A 21,506-nucleotide genomic window follows, 5' to 3' on the forward strand; every position below is an offset into this window, starting at 1 on the left:
TCTCCTCAGGACGGTACGTGACGCTGGCGCAGATCGGTGGCAATGCGCGACATCATGGGGTTAGTGAGTCTGCACCAGCGGATGGATACTGCCAGCAGCAGATGGAAAAGGGCGGGCAGAAGTGTCTCCATGGCGGTGATGCCCTGCAGTGAAGCAGGCGTCTGGTTATCCGCTCCCGGCTGATAGGCGACGGCGATAAACACCAGGCTGACGATCCCCGCGCTGGATGCCCACGCGAGCTTGATGAAAAACAGGTTAAAGGCGAAGTTCATGCCCGACGAGCGCACGCCGGTTTTCCACTCGCCGTAGTCGTCGGCAAACGCCATCAGCGAGAAGTGCAGCGGCAGGGTAAATCCGAGAATGACGCCATTGCTCAGAATGACGATCAGCCACAGCGCCTGGTGGGCCGGGCCGTCGGGCAGAAACCACATTCCCACCGCGAGCGCGGCGAGGACCAGGTTGGTATAATAGTAGAGTTTGACGGTATCAACGCGGCGAGAAAGGGGGTTTACGATCACCGCGCCCAGAATAGCCGCAAAGGTCACCATGGTGAAAAACAGCGACGTGTATGCGGTGCTGCCCTGCAGCACGTAGGTGATGAAGTACATGTAACCGCCGCCGCGAATGTTAAACACGTTGATCAGCAGGAACGACATCACCAGCATCAGCAGCAGCTGATCGTTTTTACGCAGGCCGGCCAGATGCTCGCGCAGGGTGAATTTGCCCATCAGCGCCAGCGGAACGCGCTCGCGTACCCAGAAAAAGCAGCAGAGGAACATCACCACTGCGATGGCGCACAGTACGCCTACACCCAGCTGATAGCCCCGCGCGGCGTTGCCCTGGCCCAGCGTTGCGACCAGCCACGGCAGGCCCACGGAGACCAAAAAGCCTGCCACACCGCACAGCACAAAGCGCCATGACTGGCAGGAGATTACCTCGCTGTGACGGGTCGTCATGGTGTTGATCAGCGCGCAGTAAGGAACGTTGATGGCGGTATAGCCAACGGACAGCAGCAAATAGGTGCCGAACGCCCAGGCGATTTTCACGCCCATGCTGGCTTCCGGAACGGTGAATGTCAGTACGCCTATAATTCCAATCGGGAAGGCGACCCACAGCTGCCACGGGCGAAAACGTCCCCAGCGGCTTTGCGTGCGGTCGGCAAGCACGCCCATCACCGGATCGGAAATGGCATCAAACACGCGCAGGGCGATAAACAGCGTACCCACGAGCGCCGGGGTCAGGCCAAAAATATCGGTATAGAAAAAAGTCAGAAAATTCATGATCAGGCAGGTAATCACCGTCCCGCCCGCATCACCCAGGCCGTAGCCAATTTTTTCGCGGACGGACAAGCGGCTATCTGTTGCCTCTTGCGTCAGGTCTGATTCTGTAATCGGTGTGGAAGTCATGAAGTAACTCCTCATTAATCGAATTTATTATCGTATTTGTGCAAGGTACTCATTTATTCTGCACCGAACGGAAAGGCCAACAAGGGAAGGGAAAAGTATAAAAAGATGACGATTCCGACCTGATGATAAAAATGTGATTCCGATCGGACAGTTATTCGAATATTGATTAATAATCAAAGCGTAATTTGAATATCAACGGCAATAAAAGCGGAATGGTGAATATCCATGCTTGAATTATCCATAGCGCTTCCGATTAACGTCCAGAATGGCGGGCTGTTTATTTCCAGGGGCGTGGGCCGCCACCCTGCGCGGAAGTTAACATCGTGGGAGATTATTTTTGTCGAAAAAGGGACATTAACGATCCAGGAAGAACAGCATGTCTTTGAGGTGAATGCGGGAGAAAGTTTACTTCTCTGGCCGGGCCGTCGACATGTGGGCGTGGAGGATTTCCCGGCGGACCTGCGCTTTTACTGGCTCCATTTTGAGGTTGAAACACAACATGGTTTGTTGCCAAATGCCGCCCCTCTGGCAATAGAGCAACACTGTCGTGTAAGGGACGCGCAATATGTCATTGCGCTATTTCGGCAATTCCTCAGCGAGCAGGAGAAATTACAGCGAAGCGTGGCGCTGGAGATGATTTTATTATTGATTCTACAGCAGTTGTCGAGCTCTTCGGGATATGAAGATAAAGCCGATGAGGCCGGTGCGGCGATGGCGTGGAAGGCGAAGCAACTTATTCGCACGCAGTTTCATTTGCCGCTTTCTACGTCGCAGCTGGCAAAAGAGTTGCACTGCAATGCTGATTACCTCGGACGCGTGTTTCGCCGGACTTTCCATTTAACCCTGACGGAGGCAATACATCGCCAGCGCGTCAGGGCGGCAGAAAAGCTGTTGCTGGATGGCTCTGCCTCGCTCACCGAAGTGGCAACCCGCTGCGGTTTTAATGACGTGGGCTATTTTCGGCAGATATTTTCAAAACACACGGGCTTAACCCCCGCCGTCTGGAAACGGCGGTACTGTAAAGAGCATATTAATTCCGGCTGATCACTGGCCGTAATAGGCATTCGCCCCGTGCTTGCGCAGGTAATGTTTGTCGAGCAGTTCCTGCTGCATAACCGGTAACTGCGGTGCCAGCTGGCGCGAGAACAGGCCCATGTACGCGCACTCTTCCAGCACGACGGCATTGTGGACCGCATCGGCAGCATCTTTACCCCAGGCGAACGGGCCGTGGGAGTGAACCAGAACCGCCGGGATCTGCATTGGACTGAGATCGCGCTCCTCAAAGGTTTTAATGATCACTTCACCCGTCTGGTATTCGTACTCCCCTGCAATTTCGGCCGTGGTCATCAGGCGCGTGCAGGGAATTGGCCCGTAGAAATAGTCGGCGTGCGTTGTGCCCCACGCCGGTAAATCCAGCCCCGCCTGCGACCAGATGGTGGCGTGGCGGGAATGGGTGTGTACGATGCCGCCAATCTCTGGATAACGGCGATACAGCGCAAGATGGGTCGGCGTGTCTGACGAGGGCTTTTTGCTACCTTCGACCACCTCTCCGGTGGCGATATTCACCACCACCATATCCTTTGCTGTCATCACCTCGTATTCCACGCCGGAGGGCTTGATGACCATCATGCCGCTTTCCCGGTCGACCGCGCTGACGTTTCCCCAGGTAAACGTCACCAGCTGGTGGGCAGGCAGCGCCAGGTTTGCCGCCAGCACCTCGTCTTTGAGTTTTTCTAACATGCCATGCCTCCTTCCTGCATACGGGCTTCAATCCAGCGGCGCGCCTGGATAATCTCCAGCACCGGCTCTTTTGCTTTTTCAGTCCACATTTCAATCAGAAATGCGCCGCGATAGTTCAGCTGATTGAGCGTGTTAAACACGCCAACAAAATCGACGCAGCCTTCGCCAAACGGCACATCGCGGAACTGGCCGGGGCTTTGCTCGGTCACGGGTTGGGTATCTTTCAGGTGGATCGCAGCGATGCGGTCAATACCCAGTGTCAGCTCGGCAGCCACATCGTTGCCCCATGCGCTCAGGTTGCCGACGTCCGGGTAAACGCTGAACCACGGCGAGGCGAGCATGTCGTCCCATTTTTTCCATTTGCTGATGGAGTTCATAAACGCGGTGTCCATGATCTCCACCGCCAGCATCACCTGCGCGGCAGCGGCTTGCTCTACGGCCCACGCCAGCCCTTCGGCAAAGCGCTGCTGCGTGCCCTCGTCGTGCTCTTCGTAGTACACGTCATAACCCGCAAGCTGGATGGTGCGAATGCCTAAGTCACGCGCTAGCTTAATGGCCTTCGTCATGATTTCTCGGGCCCGTTCGCGCACGGTTTCATCGCGGCTGCCAAATGGGAAGCGACGGTGGGCAGACAAACACATGGAGGGGATCGCCACACCGGTTTCCAGCATCGCTTCCACCAGCGAGGCGCGCTGCGTGGTGCTCCACTCAAGGCGCGATAATCGTTCGTCGGTCTCGTCGACGGACATCTCAACAAAATCGAACCCGCAGCTTTTCGCCAGAACCAGGCGCTCGGGCCAGGAGAGATCTTTCGGCAGCGCTTTTTCGTAGATACCTAACGGATGCTGACGCATGATTACGCTCCCCAGATGTCGCAGATTTGTGAGTGGAATGCCTGTGCCACCTGCGGTGGATTAGCGGCGCCTGCCAGCGCGCGTCCTGCAATGAAGGCTTTAACGTTGATCTGCTTAAACAGCGGCAGGTCGGCGGGAGTGATGCCGCCGGTAACCGAGAGCTGCAAACCGATGTCAGAGAGCGCTTTCATTTTCGCGAGATCCGCTTCACCCCACTGCTGTCCGCTGGCCTGTGCGTCGCGCCCGCGATGATAAATGGCCTGTTTCACGCCGACACGGTGCCAGGCGCGCGCGTCGTCTAGCGTCCAGTTGCCAAACAGCTCCATCTGGATTTCACCCCCACAGCGCAGTGCCACCTCGTGGCCTCTTTCAACGGTGGCCAGCGGTGCGGCACAGATGATGGTCATCCAGTTCGCGCCAGCGCCAAATGCCTGTTCTGCCAGCGTTTCTCCGGCGTCCGCCACTTTCCAGTCCGCCACGACGATCTTATCCGGGCACTGCTCGCGCAGGGCGCGCACGGCGTTTAGCCCTTCGGTCAGGCACAAAATGGTGCCCGCTTCGACGATATCGACGTGATCTGAAAGCGTCGCAACATCGCGCTGCGCGTCCTGAAGTGAAGTGTGGTCGAGCGCCAGCTGCAGTAATGGTCGGCTCATAGGTCGTACTCCTTAATTTGGGCGTGGTAACCCTGTAATGCTGAAATCAGTAACTGGTAGCGGTGATATTTGCGCTGGTAGGCCGCATGGGCGTGCATGTCGGGTTCGATGATCCGGATGTCATGTTTAAGCGCGCGCTGCGCGGAGTGGAAGTCGGTGAAAACGCCGGTGCCCACCATCGCAGCCAGCGCCGCGCCGGAACATCCCGTCTCTTCCACCTGCGGCAGTTCAATGGCCAGCCCGCTGACGTCTGCGAGCATTTGCATCCATACATCCGAATGGGTGGGGCCACCCGTCACGCGCAGGGCGTGTACGTGGGTAAAGCGTTCGAGCATGCGGTTGAGGTGGGTCAGGTGGCTAAACACCACACCCTCGTAAACCGCCTGGAGCAGGTGCGCACGAGTGTGTAGCGCCTGCATGCCGTATAAACCGCTGGTCATCTCCAGCCCGGCGTTGCTGCCGTAGAGGAACGGCAGGAAGAGCAGATCGCTTTCGGCTTTCGGCAGGCTGGCCACGGCGCGGTTGATTTCGCTAAATGGCATATCGCCCCACTGCGCGGTCAGCCACTCAAGGTTCCCGGACGAGGTCGGGCTGGCTTCGTGAACAATGTACTGCTGTGGGTGAACGTAACGCCCATACACATAGGGAAACGGTTCGTTGTCCCGAAGCGCATTGGCAATCCCGCTGGTGACGGCCCAGGTGCCCATCACGGCGTTCAGCGTATGTTCGTCGTGCAGTCCGGCACAGATCGCGGTGGAAACCACATCAAACAGTCCGCCAACGACAGGAGTTCCCGCCGCGAGACCGGTAAGCGCGGCTGCCTGAGCGGTGATTTCCCCGCAAATTTCTGCTGAACCGACAATCGGCGACAGTGCGCCATCAATCTCGCTGATACCGAGCCAGCGTGTAAGCTGCGGGTCATACTGGCCGGTATTCATGTTGTAGAGATTGGACTCGGAGATGTTGCTCTCCTCGCAACCTTTCACGCCGGTCAGACACCAGCGCAGATAGTCGTGTGCCATCATCACGCAGCCAATGTGCTGATACCGCTGCGGCTCGTTCTCTTTGACCCAGCGCAGAAGCGAGGCCGGATGCCCGGTCCACAGCGTCTGGCGCGTGTGCGGGTAGAGTTTTTCGGGGATGCCGTCCTGCTGCCAGCGCTGCACAATGTCCAGTGCCCGGCGGTCAGAGGAGAGGATGGCGTTGCCCAGCGGTTGGTCCTGTTTATCGAGCAGAAACAGTCCCTTGCCCTGTGCAGAAATACCGACACCTTTGATCTGTTTTCCGTTTACCCCTGAATTTTTGAGCAGCAAGGCAACGGTCGCGTGACAGTACTGCCATAGCTGATGCATATCCCGCTCGGCATAGCCTGCTCGAGGGCTGAGCGTGGCAACGGAGCGGCGTTCGATACTGACTTCTTTGCCCTGGCTGTTGTACAAACCGGCTTTCAGATAAGTACCGCCACAATCGATACCCAGCCAGAAAGGCTCTTTTTCACTCATCTTCTTCTCGCTTAATTGCCGGGCGGCGCTTCGCTTACCCGGCCTACGGTTTGGTTTAGTGGGTTAGTTGAGGGCATCAGACCGCACGTTTATGTGGGGTCACCGTGGGATTGGGCTCTGCGCCGGCATCGCATTTCGCCGGCAACAGCAGGGCCAGCAGCGATGCCAGTGCCAGAGAGATCGCCAGGCAGTAAACGCCCGCATCTTTGCTGTACAGGGTGATCAGCACGCCCACGGCATACGGACCACAGAACCCACCGAGGTTCCCCAGAGCGTTGATCACGCCACGCGCACCGCCCGCCATTTCGGCGCTGAACAGACGCGCCGGAATGGTCCAGAACACGCCCGCAGCGGATTGCAGGAAGAAGCCGCAGCCCACCAGTGCGGCATAGGCCAGCCAGGTGTTTGCTTTCAGCGCCACGGAAAGGAACATGCAGAGCGCGAAGCCAATCAGCGGCAGGGAGACAAACAGCTTGCGCTTGCCGGTGCGGTCAGAGAGCGTAGAGAACAGGAACATGCCCGCAATGGCACCGATGTAGGGCAGAATAGCGAGCATTCCCACCTGGCCGATGCTGGTGTGCGTCAGCTCCTTCAGAATGGTGGGCAGCCAAAGGGTGTAACCGTAAATCCCGGTCTGATAGAAGAAGTTCAGGGCGATCAGCTGCCACATGGTTTTGTCAGACAGCACCGCGCTGAGCGAGGCATTTTTCACCTCTTTTCCGGCGATGGCCTGCTGTTCCGCCGCCAGCGTTTGCACCAGATAGTTTTTCTCGGCGTCTGTTATCCAGCGGGCTTCCTGCGGACGGTCGTAAACGGTGAACGCCCACAGTACCAGCACCACGACGGACATCAGACCCTCAATAATGAACAGCCAGCGCCAGTCGAGTGCGGTAATAATCCAGCCTGACAGCGGAGCCGTGATGATCCCGGCGATGGGCACAAACATGATCACAATCGCGTTGGCGCGACCGCGCTCGGCGTCCGGGAACCAGTTACTGATCATCGTGAGCACAACGGGCAACATCCCGCCTTCCGCCACGCCGAGTAAGAAGCGCAGTACCAGAAGCTGATACTGGTTAGTCACAAGCCCGGTCAGAACCGAGATCACCGCCCAGGCGACCAGTGACCAGCCGATAAACTTCTTGCCGCTGCCGTGCACGGCAATCTTGCCGCCGGGGACCTGCAAAAACAGATAGCCGATAAAGAATATCCCGCCCGCCAGGCCTGCCATGGTGGCGGAAATACCCAGCTCTTCATCCATGCCACCCGGCATCGCAAACGCGATATTCACGCGGTCCATATACGAAATAATACAGGCGATAAGAATGGGAGGAATGATTCTTAGCCAGCGCTGACGCGGAATATCCGCATGTAGAGCTTGAGTAGACGTATTCATATTTAATCTCTCAGTGTAGGTAACCGGAATACGATTTTTTAATTGTTATTGTGTTGCTTTTTTCATGGCGCTAATGCCGTCGCGCAAAATAGCAATGCGATGGTTGACGTCAGCATTAGCATTTATTTCCAGTAACTTAATACCGGAGAATTTCAATGTTGCGGCGCTCGCCGCAGTAAAGAGTGATTTTGCGTGTTCAGTGGACATCAAACTGTCGGCGCAGAACGAAGAAAACGGCGCGTGCAGATCCTGCCATTCTCCGTACGCACCCAGGGCGGTCGTACCCGAGAACATCAAGGCTCCCAGTTTCCCGGCATCGAGCGCGGCCTGAACATGTTCAAGCGGAAGGGTCGTATTACGGCCTTCGATGGCCGAGCGCGCCCAGTTGATACAAACGCTGATGTCCGTTCCTCTCACCACCTCCAGCACCTGCGCCAGGGGCAGGAAGCCTTTACGCGGCGCGGGTCCCGTCATGGCGTCGCAGTGTTCCAGCACAAGATCGCAGGGCCAGTCCCAGCCCGCGATTTCACGGATGGAACGGGCGAACGCCTCGGTAGCCTGCTCAACTGAAGCATTGCCCGCCTGCGGTGCTGCCTGCATTTCCAGGGCGATCACTTTGCCGGGAAAACGGGCGTTAACCGCACTAATCTTTTGATGCAGATGGCGGTAATATTCAACGCATGCTTTACGCTGTTCTTCGTCAGCAGACGCCAGGCCAAACGCGCCGTGAGTGCCGCGGCGGCGCATGGTTTCCATTACCGCGGTGACGACGATTTGCCAGTTCCCAGGCGTATGACGGAACAACCATTCATCACCAAACGGATGGAGGTTTTCCAGGCAAGGTTGTTCCAGCCCACGGATGTTGGGCGTGTCGGAAAGTTCCCGCCAGAAGGTTTGTTCTTCTTGTTCCCCTTTCTGGTGAAACGAGGGTGCGCAGGGGTACGCACCAATAATAAAACTGGTATTGGTCATTTCGCGTTCCTGTATTTATACCCGTCATACTTCAAGTTGCATGTGCGTTGGCTGCGCTCGTTCACCCCAGTCACTTACTTATGTAAGCTCCTGGAGATTCACTCTCTTGCCGCCTTCCTGCAACTTGAATTATTTAGGGTATATCAGAAAATTAATCTAATTCGCTGATTGCCACTTTCACCACAATTTTACGAATTGCGGATTCCTTGTTTTTAATACAGGCAGGACGGTGTACATCCTGCGGGAAAAATATGGCATAACTGCCGGGTATCATTTCGATAAACGATTCGTGTTCGCTGTCGTGATAAAAAATAATATCCCGCTGTTCCAGTAATGATTCGCTTATTTCGTTATTGCCGGTATCAATGGCGATACCGATTTTCTCTTCACCCCAGGCCAGAAACTGTATATCCAGATAACGGCGATGCACTTCCGGGCGATTCTCGTGCTGTTCCCGGGTGGTGAGATCGAGCACCTGGGCAAAGATGTTGCGCCCCTCAATTTCAACGACACCCGGCTGTAGCATGCTGAAATCTGTGGTACGCAGAAAATCTAACGCTTTTTCAATCGCCCGCGGCAGGCGACACGGATTTGGCTGCGAAATATGTCCGAATATCATGGCCTACTCCTTACAGAGACTGGATTTTCGCCCACACGCTGTCGTCTACCGTGATGCCGTTGCGGCGGTTCTCTTCAAGCAAACGGGTGAACTCATGCCCCGGCAGACGAACGGCGACATTTTCATCAGCGCGTTCGGCGGTGGTGATGAAGTCCATGATGCGCTGCAGTTTGGCATCGCGGGTCGGACCGTCGATCAGGCGATCAACCTCGATGGCGATAAAGATCTGAGACACGCCGTATTCGTCACTGTTGTCCTGCGTCACTTCCGCGACGGAAGAGCCGTTGGAGAGCAGGGTGGCGATCATGTCGAGCACGATGGATAAACCTGAACCTTTCCAGTAACCCATTGGCAGAATCCGGCGGTTTTTCTCAATCACGCCGGGCTCTCGGGTGAGATTACCCTCGTCGTCAAAGCCGCCATCTACCGGCAACTCGCGCCCGGCAAGGCGATTCACTTCCAGCATGCCGTAGGAGAACATCGACATCGACATATCGACCATGGTGATCGGGCTGGAGGGAATGGCAACGATCAGCGGGTTCGTGCCGATGCAGCATTCTTTTGATCCCCACGCGGGCATGACGGCAATGGAGTTGGTCCAGCAAATGCCGATGTAGCCCTTCTCCGCCGCCTGCCAGCCGTAGCTGCCGCCGCGCATCCAGTGGTTAGCGTTACGCAGTGCCACCAGACCAATGCCGTGATCGGATGCCAGCTCAGTGGCGCGATCCATCATCTTTTTCGCCGTCAGGTTGCCGATTGAGCGCTGGGCGTCCCACTGTTCGATAGCCCCTAATGTCGTCACTCGTTTGGGCTGGGCGTCGGGAATGATGTCGCCAGCGTCAAGCTGCTGAATAAAACGCGGGAAGCGGTTGACGCCGTGTGAATAGACGCCGGATTCCGTGGTGCGGGCAAACATTTCCGCGCAGGCGTCTGCGGTATCCGCGTTGACACCGCGATCGAGAAGAACCCGATTGAACGCCGCTTTCAACTCTTCGAAGGTCACTTTCATCCCTGTTCTCCTGTTTTTTTAAGGGCAAGTGCGAGTGCTTTTTTATCGCTAAATTTCACTATGCGAAATCTGATTTCAAATATAGCGATCAAATTTTGCCAGATCAACGACATTCATGTTTTTCAAAATCGATTAAAATCAAACGGTTGTGTTTTTTCTGTTGAGATCGTGAACTGAACCACACTTTGCGCTACCATCAGGGCGCGATAAAAAGGAGCCATTTAATGAGCATGAAAGAGAGCGAAATGACGCAAGAAAAAGAAAGGCCAGCAGGTAGCCAGAGCTTGTTTCGCGGCCTGATGCTGATTGAGATCCTCAGTAACTATCCGAACGGGTGTCCGCTTGCGCATTTATCGGAACTTGCGGGGCTGAATAAGAGCACCGTGCACCGGCTGTTGCAGGGGTTGCAGTCGTGTGGGTACGTTACGCCAGCACCCGCGGCGGGTAGCTATCGGCTGACTACTAAATTTATCGCCGTCGGGCAAAAGGCGCTGTCCTCGCTCAATATCATCCACGTGGCGGCGCCGCACCTTGAAGCGCTGAATATTGCCACTGGCGAGACGGTGAACTTTTCCAGCCGGGAAGACGACCACGCCATCCTGATTTATAAGCTTGAACCGACAACCGGTATGCTGCGCACGCGTGCTTATATCGGTCAGCATATGCCGCTGTACTGCTCTGCGATGGGCAAGATCTACATGGCGTTTGGTCATCAGGATTATGTGGCGAGCTACTGGGAAAGCCATCAGGAACAGATCCAACCTTTGACGCGCAACACCATCACTGCACTGAGTGCCATGTACGATGAGCTGGCGGAAATTCGCGATCGCAGCATGGCGATGGATAAAGAAGAGAACGAGCTGGGCGTCTCCTGTATTGCCGTGCCGGTGTTTGATATCCACGGCCGCGTCCCGTATGCGATTTCTATTTCGCTTTCGACGTCGCGCATGAAGCAGGTGGGTGAGAAGAACTTACTCAAGCCGCTGCGCGAAACGGCAGAGGCTATCTCAAGAGAGCTGGGTTTTAACGTGCGCGAGGCATAACACATGAACCGATTTATCATGGCGGATGCGGAAAAATGCATCGGGTGCCGCACCTGCGAAGCGGCCTGTGCGGTGTCGCATCAGGACGCCGTCTCCGCAAATGCCTTTATGCCCCGCCTTCGGGTGGTGAAGGGCGGTTCTTACACCACGACAGTGGGTTGTCATCAGTGCGAGGACGCGCCGTGTGCCAACGTCTGCCCAACCCATGCTATTCGCCGCACTGCAGGAGCCTGGCTCGTTGAGCAGACGCGCTGTATTGGGTGCAAAAGCTGTATGGTGGCGTGTCCGTTTGGGGCGATGCAGGTTAGGCTGGAGGGAAACAGGGCGCAAGCGGTGAAATGTGATTTGTGCATGCATCGCGAAGGCGGACCGGCCTGTGTGGAAGCCTGTCCAACCCACGCGTTGCGCTGTGTTGATCCCGCCAGATTACGCGCCGAGCGGCAACGTCATCTGGCGTAAGGTTTTACTGACCGTCTTCGCGCCAGGCTTTCTCAATTTCTTCAGCCAGAATTTTGACACCCGCTTCGATTTTATCCGGATCGGGCACGTAGTTCATGCGCATGCACTGGTGCGTATGCGGCCACGGCTTATCCAGACCCGGGAAGAAGTAGTCGCCCGGCACCATCAGCACGCCGCGCTTTTTCAGGCGCTGGTAAAGCAGTTCGGTGGTGATAGGCAAATCCTTAAACCACAGCCACAGGAAAATCGCCCCTTCAGGTTTGTGGATCAGGCAGCGTTCTTCTGGTAAGTAGCGGCGAAGTATCGCAATCGTCTCCTGAACGCGCTGGTAATAGAACGGTTTGATCACCTCATTGGACAGACGCAGCAGATCGTTGCGTTTGATCATTTCGCACATCATCGCCGGGCCAATGCCGCCCGGCGAAAGGCTGATGATGCCGTTCATATTGGTAATGGCGGTGATGATTTTCTCATTGGCGATGATGATGCCGCAGCGGCTTCCCGGCAGGCCCAGCTTGGAGAGGCTCATGCACAGGACAATGTTCGGGTTCCACAGCGGGCGTGCTTCGCTGAAGATAATGCCCGGGAACGGCACGCCGTAGGCGTTATCGATCACCAGCGGAATGCCGTGCTGATTCGCCAGCGCATCCAGCTTCATCAGTTCGTCGTCGGTGATCACGTTGCCCGTTGGGTTCGTCGGGCGTGATACGCAGATCATGCCCGTCTCTTCACCAATATGCAGGTGTTCAAAATCGACGTGATATTTGAACTGGCCTTCCGGCAGCAGCTCAATGTTCGGGCGCGCGGAGACAAACAGGTCCTCTTCCAGGCCCGAATCGGCATAGCCGATATACTCCGGGGCTAGCGGGAACAGCACTTTTTTGGTGGTGCCGTCGGCGCGACGTCCGGCGAACAGATTAAACAAGTAGAAAAATGCGCTCTGGCTGCCGTTTGTCAGTGCAATATTCTGTGGTTCGATATCCCAGCCCAGCTCTTTACGCAGCATTTCGGCGAGGAGTGCCAGCAGTTCGGTTTTACCCTGCGGGCCGTCGTAATTGCAAAGCGCATCGGTTGCTTTGCCGCTTTCCAGCATCTGAGCGAGCAGGGTCTGGAAATAGGTATTCATCTCCGGGATTTGAGCCGGGTTTCCGCCGCCGAGCATGATTGCGCCTGGTGTGCGCAGCCCGTCGTTGAGGTCCTCCATCAGGCGAGTAATGCCTGAATGGCGGGTAAATTTGTCGCCGAAAAGTGAAAACGTCATAGCAGGTGATCTGTCGGGCTGATTTTGAAAGTGGGTAACCATAACGCTAGCACCGTGTTGGTGCAAATCGGGTGATGTGGTCGGATTTGTTGTTTTATAGGGTGGCTTTGGATTTTTTTAGTGAATAGTTCTGGGGATTTGCTCTCACCCTAACCCTCTCCTTGTCGGAGAGGGTACTGGAGTGAGCCGTTATTGATTACCTGCCCATATCACCATCACCTTATCGCCATTATGCTCGCGCACGAAGCCATACCCTTCTTTCAGCGACAGTGTGGTTTGTTTGCCTTCGCCTATCGCGGGATGTCGGGCGCGGAACTGACCCAGCGTCTGCCAGTGGGCGACGGTTAAGACCTGTTTGCCCGTCACGTCCTGCCAGTTCATATCTGAGCGGGTGCCCTGCAGCGGGTCGGAGCCCGTCGGGCCGAACGGACGTTCAGATTCATCCCCGTAATAGATTTGTACGCTACCCGGCGCTAACAGGAGCAGCTCGGCCGCGCGCTGGCCGCCTTCACGGAACAGGCGCGTGTCATGCGAAGAGAGATAACTCAGCACATTGAAGCTTTGCAGCTCTTCCGCCATCTGCTGCCACGTGAGGTCCATATCGGCCAGGCAATCCACTGCTTTTGCCGCCTGCTCCTGATAATCAAAGTTGATCATCGCATCAAAACCGTGGCGGTAGTAATCGCTCTGCATGACCCCATGGCCCCAGGATTCGCCGGTCATCCAGAATGGCGCGTTGTCGAGCTTTTTATCCGGATTCGCGCCTTTCCAGGCGGCCAGCGCCTGGCTTGCCTGGTCTTTCAACTGTTGCCATGCCGCAAGCTCAACGTGCTTCGCGGTATCCACCCGGAAACCGTCGATGCCGTATTCACGTACCCACTGGCTGAGCCAGTGGGTCAGGTAATCGCGCGGGGTATATCCCGGAATGGCTTTCGCATGGGTATCGGGCTTGTGTTGATAGAAGTTAGGTAACCCGGAAGGTGGGGTGGATTCCGTTTTGAGGTCGGGTAAGAACGCCAGCGACAGGGTTAAATCATTGAAGCCAGGGTTGTCGTAATCGCCAATGTCGGTGCGGATCCACTTTTTACCCCACCATTTTTCCCATGCGGCTTTATCGCTAAAGTTGATGTAGTCGTTAAAGCTGTGCCAGCTTTGGCCCGCGTCCGGCTTCCAGTCCGTCCAGCGTTCTCCCAGCGTCTTTTTGAGTTCATCGCCCTGCAGGTACAAGGCGCCAAACTGGTACTCCTGCATGTCCGCAAGCGTTGCGTAGCCCGTATGGTTCATCACGATATCAAACAGGATGCGAATGCCGCGTTTATGCGCTTCATCAACAAGATGACGTAAATCCTCTTCGGTGCCCATGTTGGCGTCGAGCGTCGTCCAGTCCTGGGTATAGTAGCCGTGATAGGCGTAGTGCGGGAAATCACCTTTGGTTCCCCCCCCAACCCAGCCGTGGATCTGCTCAAGCGGAGAGCTTATCCAGAGGGCGTTCACGCCCAGCTGCTGTAAATAATCGAGCTTGCTGGTAAGTCCCTTAAGGTCGCCACCATGGAACGTGCCGATCTCCTGCATGCCATCTTTATGACGGCCATAGCTGTTGTCGTTGCCTGGGTCGCCATTCACATAACGGTCAGTCAGTACGAAATAGACGGTGGCGTTTTGCCAGCTGAACGGCGCAGGCTTGTCGGTTTCGGCGCGTTCAAGCAGCAGCAGGCCGTTACTGTTGGCGGCTGGCTGCAGGGTGATTTTGCCATTCTGCACCGTCGCCGTCTGTTTACTGTAGTAGTCGCGCACCACGGAGCCTTCCGGGAAGGTATGGCTTACGTCCAGCGTCAGCGGTTTACCGTCCCACTTCGGGCACTGGCGGATAACGTTTGCCACCGGCTGTTCTGCGGCACTCTGAATGGTCAGCAGCAGGGTGGGCGTGCCGGATCGGGTATCAATCCGCATCTGGTATTCACCGTCGCGGAACAGGCGCCACTGGGGCGGTGTGGCTTCACAGGGTTTGAGCGACAGCATCTCGTTGAGTTTTATCGCTTCTGAGGGCTGCCAGCACGTGTTGTCAAAACTCACTGTCAAAGGGCGCGTACCCTTCGCAAGCTTTGCCTGGCTGGTGAAAATCCCCGTGCCTTCGGGACTAAATGCAGTAAACCCGGGCGATGACCAGTCTGCATGTGCCAGTGCGGGTAACATCAGAAAGGCTATTGCGGTGCGTTTCATTCCATTTTCCTGTCGCGGCATTTTTGACCAGTGTGCCATCAGGCGGAGGGTAAAAACTCATCCCCGACCGCTTTCTGCCAGGAGGATGCGTGAGGATGAGTGATCCCGCGCAAAATTAAGCAGTTAACTGCGATACCGCACACATTTTTTCGGGAATGGTGTTTTTGTGAGCACTTTTTAGATGACATAGTTTCGGAATTGGACTATTTCTATACGTGCTCTTGAAGTCTATTTTTGATATAATTTGAGATTCCGCTCTCAAATTTGTGAAAAAAATAAGGTGTTGGGATGATTACATCCGACCAGGAGACCTAATGATATCGACTCCCATTCGACGATATGGGGCTGCGATACTCATGTTACTCACCACGGCATTTTCGGGTGAGGTGCTTGCGAAGACGCACACGGATACAACGAGTAAGAAAGCCCACGTAATACAGACGACAAGTAGTAAGGTTAGCAGTAAACAAGAGTATTCTCGCAATAGTGCAAAGAGTAGTTCACTTCCTGATTTGCGAAAATACCCTTCCGGAACACCAAGGAAAAAAGCGTTTCTCCGGACGGTAATGCCTTACATCACGAGTCAAAATGCCGCGATTACTGCGGATCGTAACTGGCTGATTTCAAAACAGTACGACAGCCGCTGGTCGCCGTCAGAACGCGCGCGTCTTAAAGATATCACGAAGCGCTACAAGCTGAGCTGGAACGGTAACACGCGTCGTGTGCCGTGGAATGCTCTCCTTGAGCGTGTGGATATCATCCCGGGTAGCATGGTTGCGACCATGGCTGCTGCCGAAAGTGGCTGGGGTACTTCTAAGCTGGCGCGCAGCAACAACAACCTCTTCGGTATGAAGTGTGGGAAAGGTCGTTGTAACAATGCACCAGGCAAGGTGAAAGGCTATTCTCAGTTTGAATCAGTGAAAGATTCCGTGAGTGCCTACGTGGTGAATCTGAACACGCACCCGGCCTACTCCTCATTCCGTAAATCACGCGCGCAGTTGCGTAAAGCGGATCAGGAAGTGACGGCCAGTACGATGATCCACAAGCTGAAAGGGTATTCGACGAAGGGACAGAGCTATAACAACTATCTGTTCGCCATGTACCAGGATAACCAGCGCTTAATCGCCGCCCACATGTAATCTCAAAAAACGCCTTCCACTGGAAGGCGTTTTCTTTTCTATATCAGCACCTCGCTGTAGCGATCCCGGTACTCTTTTGGTGTGGTGTCATACTCTTTGCGAAACACCGAATAGAAATATTGCAGGGACGGGTAACCACACATCTGCGAGATTTCATTGATCGACAGTGACGTGGAGATGAGCAGGCTGCGGGCTTTTTCCAGCTTCTCAGCGTGGATGACGGCATGAATGGTTTCGCCCACTTCTTCTTTGAAGCGCTTCTCCAGATTCGAACGCGAAATGCCCACCGAATCCAGCACCTGATCGACCTTAATCCCTTTGCAGGCATGGTTGCGAATATAGTGCATGGCCTGAATAACGGCGGGGTCGCTTAAGGAACGATAGTCGGTTGAGCGACGCTCTACGACGCGGACAGGCGGTACAAGCAAGCGCTGAAGCGGCAGAGATTCTTTATCCAGCAGACGATGCAGCAGCTTCGCCGCCTGGTAGCCCATCTGACGCGTTCCTTGTGCAACAGAGGAGAGCGCCACGCGAGACAGATAGCGGGTCAGTTCTTCGTTATCAATGCCAATCACGCACAGTTTTTCAGGCACCGGGATGTGTAAATGTTCGCAGACCTGCAGTACGTGGCGCGCGCGGGCGTCCGTCACGGCGATAATTCCGGTTTGCGGCGGCAGCGTTTGCAGCCAGTCCGCCAGGCGGTTTTGCGCGTGCTGCCAGTTTTCCGGCGCGGTCTCCAGCCCTTGGTACACCACGCCGCGATACTTCTCCTGCGCGACCAGTTGGCAAAACGCGTGTTCGCGCTCAACGGCCCAGCGCTTGCCGCTGGTAGCGGGTAGGCCATAAAACGCGAAGCGGTGAACGCCTTTCTCTTTTAAATGGAGAAAGGCGGCCTCGACCAGGGCATGGTTATCGGTAGCAATATAGTGGACCGGCGGATAGTGTTCGGGCGAATGGTAGGAGCCGCCGACGCCCACTATCGGGACGTCGACGTCGGTCAGCAGTTGCTCGATGACGGGATCGTCATAGTCGGCGATGACGCCGTCGCCCAGCCAGTCTTTGATGTTTTCCAGACGGGTGCGGAAATCTTCTTCAATAAAGATATCCCACTCGGATTGCGACGCCTGCAAATATTCACCAACACCTTCTACAACCTGACGGTCATAGGCTTTATTGGCATTGAATAACAACGTAATGCGGTGACGCTTTTCAAACATGGCTCACTTCCCAATTAAGTCACAATACCGTTATCAGGCCCGTCGCTTGGTTGCCGAGTCCATCCAGACTGCCAGTAAAAGAATGGCCCCCTTGACGATATACTGCCAAAACGTCGGGACGTCCATCATACTCATCCCGTTATCCAGCGAAGCCATAATAAATGCCCCCATGACTGCTCCCGCCACGCTACCGATACCCCCTGCGAGGCTGGTGCCACCAATAACACAGGCGGCGATAGCATCCAGCTCGGCAATGTTACCGGCGGAGGGCGAACCGGCCCCCAGACGCGAGCTGAGGATCAACCCGGCGATGGCGACCATCAGGCCGTTAATGGCGAAGACCGCGAGTTTGGTGCGTTCGACGTTAATACCCGACAGACGGGCGGCCTCAAGGTTGCCGCCAATCGCATAAATACGGCGGCCAAACGCGGTGCGCGTGGCCATAAACATGCCGCCCAGCAGCAGAAGCGCCAGCAGCAGTACGGGTGTCGGGACACCGCGATAGTCGTTAAGAAGCCAGATTGCGCCCAGCACAATGACTGCCGTGAGCGCCTGACGCCCCACTACAGACGTTGACGCCGTAGAAGCCAGACCCAGCGCCTGACGGCGCATACGACCACGCCACTGCCAGGCAACAAACGCCAGCAACCCAATCACACCGATCGTAAAACCTATGCTATCTGAGAGGTAACTCTGGCCAATCTCCGACATTGCCGCGCTGGTGGGGGAGACGGTGGTGCCGTTGGTGATGCCGATTAAGATCCCACGGAAGGCCAGCATCCCCGCCAGGGTGACAATGAACGACGGCACTTTACGGTAGGCGACCCACCAGCCGTTCCAGGCGCCCAGTACCAACCCCAATACCAGCGTGACCGCCACGGTCAGTGGCAGCGGCCAGCCAAGCCAGACGTCAAAAATGGCCGCCACACCGCCGAGAAGTCCCATCATCGAACCGACCGACAGGTCGATTTCCGCAGAGATAATCACGAACACCATGCCCACGGCCAGAATGCCGGTGATGGCAGTCTGGCGGAGCAGGTTAGAGACGTTACGCGCGCTTAAGTAAGAACCATCGGTCATCCAGGTAAAGAACAGCATGATGACGATAATTGCCGCGATCATCACGAAAACCTGCAGGTTCAACGCTTTTAGCCCCGCGAACGCACCGGGCGTCGGAACAGCGACTTTGATATCAGACGGATTGCTTTTCGACATGACGTTCGCTCCTTAAAGCGGCTTCCATCACCTGCTCCTGCGTCAGGTTATGGTTAATCAGGTTGGCTTTCAGTTTTCCCTCGTGCATGACCAGCACGCGGTCGCTCAGGCCGAGCACTTCGGGTAACTCAGACGAAATGACAATGACGGCAATCCCTTGCTGTACAAGCTGATTAATCAGTTTGTAGATTTCATATTTGGCTCCGATATCAATCCCGCGCGTTGGTTCATCAAGGATTAATATGCGTGGATTGAGAAGCAGGCAGCGCGCCAGAATCGCCTTCTGCTGGTTGCCGCCGCTCAGCCGGCCAATGGCCAGTTCCGGTGAGGATGTTTTTACCTTCAGTCTGGCAAGCGACTGAAGGATGCACTGCTGCTCTGCGGCATCGTCCAGGCTGCTCAGTGCACCTGAGAATCGATCGAGTGCCGCAAGCGTAATGTTTTTACCTACCGCCATGACCGGCACTATGCCGTCTTTTTTACGATCTTCCGGGACCATGGCAATGCCGCGGGCAATTGCCTGCTGGCAGTTATCGATTTTCACCGGCTGGCCGTCGATATAAATAGTGCCCTCCCAGCGCCCCGGCCACACGCCAAACAGGCACTGTACGGCTTCGGTACGCCCGGCGCCGACGAGTCCCGCAATGCCGAGAATTTCGCCGCTGTGAAGAGAAAACGAGACGTTATTGACGCGCTTGATGTGTCGGTTAACAGGGTGCCATGCCGTCAGGTTTTCCACGCGTAACACTTCGTCACCCTGGGTGTGAGGCTCATTAGGGTAGAGCGCCGTCAGCTCGCGGCCCACCATCATGGTGATGATGTCATCTTCACTCATGCCCGCGGCTTCACGCGTGCCGATATGTTGCCCGTCGCGGATCACGCAGATGGTGTCCGAAATAGCTTTAACCTCGTTCAGCTTGTGCGAAATGTAGATGCAGGCGATACCGTGATTTTGCAGGTCGCGGATGATATTGAGCAGAACCGCGGTTTCCTGTTCGGTGAGCGAGGCCGTTGGCTCGTCAAGGATCAGCAGCCTGACCTGTTTATTAAGCGCTTTCGCTATTTCGACCAGTTGCTGTTGCCCAAGGCCCAGATCCCCCACGCGGGTATCCGGTGAAATGTTGAGGCTCACCTGTGCCAGCAGCTTTTCACAGCGCAGCGTCATAGTGTCGTAATCCAGTACGCCGTGGCGGGAAATTTCGGCCCCAAGGAAAATGTTCTCCAGCACGGTGAGATGTTTCACCAGTGCCAGCTCCTGGTGGATGATGGCGATGCCTTTACGTTCGGTATCGCGAATGTGCGTCGCCTGGATAACTTCGCCGGCAAAGACGATTTCGCCTTCGTAACTGCCGTGTGGGTAGATCCCGCACAGCACTTTCATCAGCGTTGACTTGCCCGAACCGTTTTCGCCACACAGAGAAACCACCTCGCCGGGGTTCAGCCGGAGACTGACGTTATCGACGGCTTTCACCATGCCGAAGCGCTTGGTGATGCTTTTCATTTCAAGTAAATAAGGCATAACTGCTCCACATAACCCGAGGGAAGAACAGTACAACGTGATGCGCCCCCGCAGAGCAGGGGCCGCGCCGGATTACAGTTCGCTCTTCTTGTGGAAACCATCTTTGATGACGGTGGCGTCAATGTTCTCTTTATTGACTTCAATTGGCGTGAGCAGACGAGCCGGAACGTCTTTAAGCCCGTTATTCAGCGTTGCGTCTGCTTTCGGTTGCTTACCATTGCCCAGCTCCACGGCGATTTCCGCCGCCGTATTGGCAAGCTGGGTAATCGGTTTGTAGACCGTCATGGTTTGGGTGCCTGCGATAATGCGTTTTACACCAGCCAGATCGGCATCCTGCCCTGAGATGGCGACTTTTCCGGCCAGCCCCTGGGCGCTCAGAGCCTGAATAGCACCGCCTGCGGTGGCATCGTTGGAGGCCACGACCGCATCAATTTTGTTGTTGTTGGCCGTCAGCGCGTTTTCCATAATTTTCAGCGCGTTTTCTGGCAGCCATCCGTCGGCCCATTGATCGCCAACCACTTTAATTTTCCCGTTGTCGATGTACGGCTTAAGGACTTTCATTTGCCCTTCACGGAACAGTTTGGCGTTGTTGTCCACCGGGGAACCGCCCATCAGGAAATAATTGCCCTGAGGCACTTTATCGATCAAGCTTTGCGCCTGTAATTCCCCGACTTTTTCATTATCGAACGAAATATAATAATCAATATCCGCATTATTAATCATGCGGTCATAGGCCAGAACTTTTATGCCTTCTTGTTTGGCTTCTTTCACCACGTTACTTAATACCTGGCCGTTATAGGGGATAATGACCAGGACATCAACGCCACGGTTGATCATATTCTCAATTTGCGACATTTGCGTTTCTTCGTTGCCGTTAGCCGACTGAACAAACACGCTTGCGCCAAGTGATTCTGCTTTTTTAACAAAAATATCGCGATCTTTTTGCCAGCGCTCCAGACGCAGGTCGTCAATCGCCATACCAATTTTGACCTCTTTGGCATGACCGGCAAAACTGGCAAGCAGGAGCGTAGTGCAGAGCGTTAGGGTCAGGTTCTTTATCTTCATAATTATTAGGCCTTTTTGTAGGGGTATGTGTTGCTGAGATAAAAGAAACATTCACTGCTGAGACGCAGCAAATTTTTAACGTGGAAAGGCCCGCTGGCAATTACAGATTTTTATCTTCTCATTATGATATTTGGTTTATTTCTGAATTTATGACCGCGATCGGGTTTTAAAATGCGTAACCTATTAATTACATTTGATTCTGGAATAAACACCG

General features: G+C 55.2%; 19 protein-coding genes. 4 read left to right on the top strand and 15 right to left on the bottom strand.

What is annotated here, in order from left to right; genetic code table 11:
* Positions 1 to 5: 5 nt before the first annotated feature.
* On the bottom strand, positions 6 to 1,406 hold the full coding sequence (locus tag PYW49_RS20145; protein ID WP_320387340.1) for an MFS transporter: 1,401 nt from the start codon (positions 1,404 to 1,406) through the stop codon (positions 6 to 8).
* 225 nt (positions 1,407 to 1,631) lie between these two features.
* Here PYW49_RS20145 and PYW49_RS20150 point away from each other — a divergent pair, with 225 nt between their 5' ends.
* The gene (locus PYW49_RS20150; RefSeq protein WP_134348384.1) at positions 1,632 to 2,450 is read left to right on the top strand and encodes a helix-turn-helix domain-containing protein; all 819 of its coding nucleotides are present in this window, start codon (positions 1,632 to 1,634) and stop codon (positions 2,448 to 2,450) included.
* On the opposite strand, the gene araD is transcribed toward PYW49_RS20150, so the two are convergent.
* From araD to yiaK, 8 genes are all read right to left on the bottom strand, one after another.
* Positions 2,451 to 3,146 (bottom strand): L-ribulose-5-phosphate 4-epimerase, encoded by a 696-nt coding sequence (araD, locus tag PYW49_RS20155; protein ID WP_134348385.1) that lies wholly within the window; start codon positions 3,144 to 3,146, stop codon positions 2,451 to 2,453. It abuts the gene before it with no gap.
* On the bottom strand, positions 3,140 to 4,000 hold the full coding sequence (locus PYW49_RS20160) for an L-ribulose-5-phosphate 3-epimerase (RefSeq protein WP_047347612.1): 861 nt from the start codon (positions 3,998 to 4,000) through the stop codon (positions 3,140 to 3,142). Before PYW49_RS20160 ends, araD begins: the two co-directional genes overlap by 7 nt.
* 2 nt (positions 4,001 to 4,002) lie before the next feature.
* Positions 4,003 to 4,656, bottom strand: coding sequence for a 3-keto-L-gulonate-6-phosphate decarboxylase UlaD (ulaD, locus tag PYW49_RS20165; RefSeq protein ID WP_320387341.1), 654 nt, complete (start codon positions 4,654 to 4,656; stop codon positions 4,003 to 4,005).
* A complete protein-coding gene (locus tag PYW49_RS20170) occupies positions 4,653 to 6,158 on the bottom strand; it encodes an FGGY-family carbohydrate kinase (protein ID WP_320387342.1) in 1,506 nt (501 codons plus the stop codon). Before PYW49_RS20170 ends, ulaD begins: the two co-directional genes overlap by 4 nt.
* Before the next feature lie 76 nt (positions 6,159 to 6,234).
* Positions 6,235 to 7,554, bottom strand: a complete 1,320-nt coding sequence (locus PYW49_RS20175) for an MFS transporter (protein WP_320387343.1) — start codon at positions 7,552 to 7,554, stop codon at positions 6,235 to 6,237.
* Between the two features lie 45 nt (positions 7,555 to 7,599).
* Positions 7,600 to 8,526 (bottom strand): DUF4862 family protein, encoded by a 927-nt coding sequence (locus tag PYW49_RS20180; protein WP_320387344.1) that lies wholly within the window; start codon positions 8,524 to 8,526, stop codon positions 7,600 to 7,602.
* 151 nt (positions 8,527 to 8,677) lie between these two features.
* Positions 8,678 to 9,145 (bottom strand): YhcH/YjgK/YiaL family protein, encoded by a 468-nt coding sequence (locus tag PYW49_RS20185; protein WP_320387345.1) that lies wholly within the window; start codon positions 9,143 to 9,145, stop codon positions 8,678 to 8,680.
* 10 nt (positions 9,146 to 9,155) lie between these two features.
* Positions 9,156 to 10,154: a 3-dehydro-L-gulonate 2-dehydrogenase gene (yiaK, locus tag PYW49_RS20190; protein WP_320387346.1), complete on the bottom strand. Its 999-nt coding sequence runs from the start codon at positions 10,152 to 10,154 to the stop codon at positions 9,156 to 9,158.
* Positions 10,155 to 10,378: 224 nt separating this feature from the next.
* Here yiaK and yiaJ point away from each other — a divergent pair, with 224 nt between their 5' ends.
* Positions 10,379 to 11,197 carry an IclR family transcriptional regulator YiaJ gene (gene yiaJ, locus PYW49_RS20195; protein WP_320387347.1) on the top strand — a complete coding sequence of 273 codons (819 nt, stop codon included), beginning with the start codon at positions 10,379 to 10,381 and terminating at the stop codon, positions 11,195 to 11,197.
* Between the two features lie 3 nt (positions 11,198 to 11,200).
* Positions 11,201 to 11,656 (top strand): 4Fe-4S dicluster domain-containing protein, encoded by a 456-nt coding sequence (locus PYW49_RS20200; RefSeq protein WP_320387348.1) that lies wholly within the window; start codon positions 11,201 to 11,203, stop codon positions 11,654 to 11,656.
* 4 nt (positions 11,657 to 11,660) lie between these two features.
* Here PYW49_RS20200 and avtA read toward each other — a convergent pair whose 3' ends face one another.
* Both avtA and PYW49_RS20210 read right to left on the bottom strand, forming a co-directional pair.
* On the bottom strand, positions 11,661 to 12,917 hold the full coding sequence (avtA, locus tag PYW49_RS20205; protein WP_320387349.1) for a valine--pyruvate transaminase: 1,257 nt from the start codon (positions 12,915 to 12,917) through the stop codon (positions 11,661 to 11,663).
* Between the two features lie 189 nt (positions 12,918 to 13,106).
* A complete protein-coding gene (locus tag PYW49_RS20210) occupies positions 13,107 to 15,137 on the bottom strand; it encodes an alpha-amylase (RefSeq protein ID WP_320387350.1) in 2,031 nt (676 codons plus the stop codon).
* Between the two features lie 314 nt (positions 15,138 to 15,451).
* On the opposite strand from PYW49_RS20210, the gene PYW49_RS20215 reads away from it, so the two are divergent.
* Entirely contained in the window at positions 15,452 to 16,276 is an 825-nt protein-coding gene (locus tag PYW49_RS20215; protein WP_134348396.1) for a protein bax, read from the top strand.
* Between the two features lie 38 nt (positions 16,277 to 16,314).
* Here the strand turns inward: PYW49_RS20215 and xylR are convergent, their stop codons facing one another.
* The 4 genes from xylR to xylF all read right to left on the bottom strand — a co-directional run bounded on the left by xylR (position 16,315) and on the right by xylF (position 21,292).
* Complete coding sequence (xylR, locus tag PYW49_RS20220; RefSeq protein ID WP_134348397.1) at positions 16,315 to 17,493, bottom strand: D-xylose utilization transcriptional activator XylR; 1,179 nt, start codon at positions 17,491 to 17,493, stop codon at positions 16,315 to 16,317.
* Between the two features lie 33 nt (positions 17,494 to 17,526).
* Complete coding sequence (xylH, locus tag PYW49_RS20225) at positions 17,527 to 18,708, bottom strand: xylose ABC transporter permease XylH (RefSeq protein WP_134348398.1); 1,182 nt, start codon at positions 18,706 to 18,708, stop codon at positions 17,527 to 17,529.
* A complete protein-coding gene (locus PYW49_RS20230; RefSeq protein ID WP_320387351.1) occupies positions 18,686 to 20,227 on the bottom strand; it encodes a xylose ABC transporter ATP-binding protein in 1,542 nt (513 codons plus the stop codon). Before PYW49_RS20230 ends, xylH begins: the two co-directional genes overlap by 23 nt.
* Positions 20,228 to 20,299: 72 nt before the next feature.
* Positions 20,300 to 21,292, bottom strand: coding sequence for a D-xylose ABC transporter substrate-binding protein (gene xylF / locus PYW49_RS20235; RefSeq protein ID WP_047347624.1), 993 nt, complete (start codon positions 21,290 to 21,292; stop codon positions 20,300 to 20,302).
* Positions 21,293 to 21,506: the final 214 nt, after the last annotated feature.

The sequence above is a fragment of the Enterobacter chinensis genome (assembly GCF_034008295.1).
GTDB lineage: Bacteria > Pseudomonadota > Gammaproteobacteria > Enterobacterales > Enterobacteriaceae > Enterobacter > Enterobacter chinensis.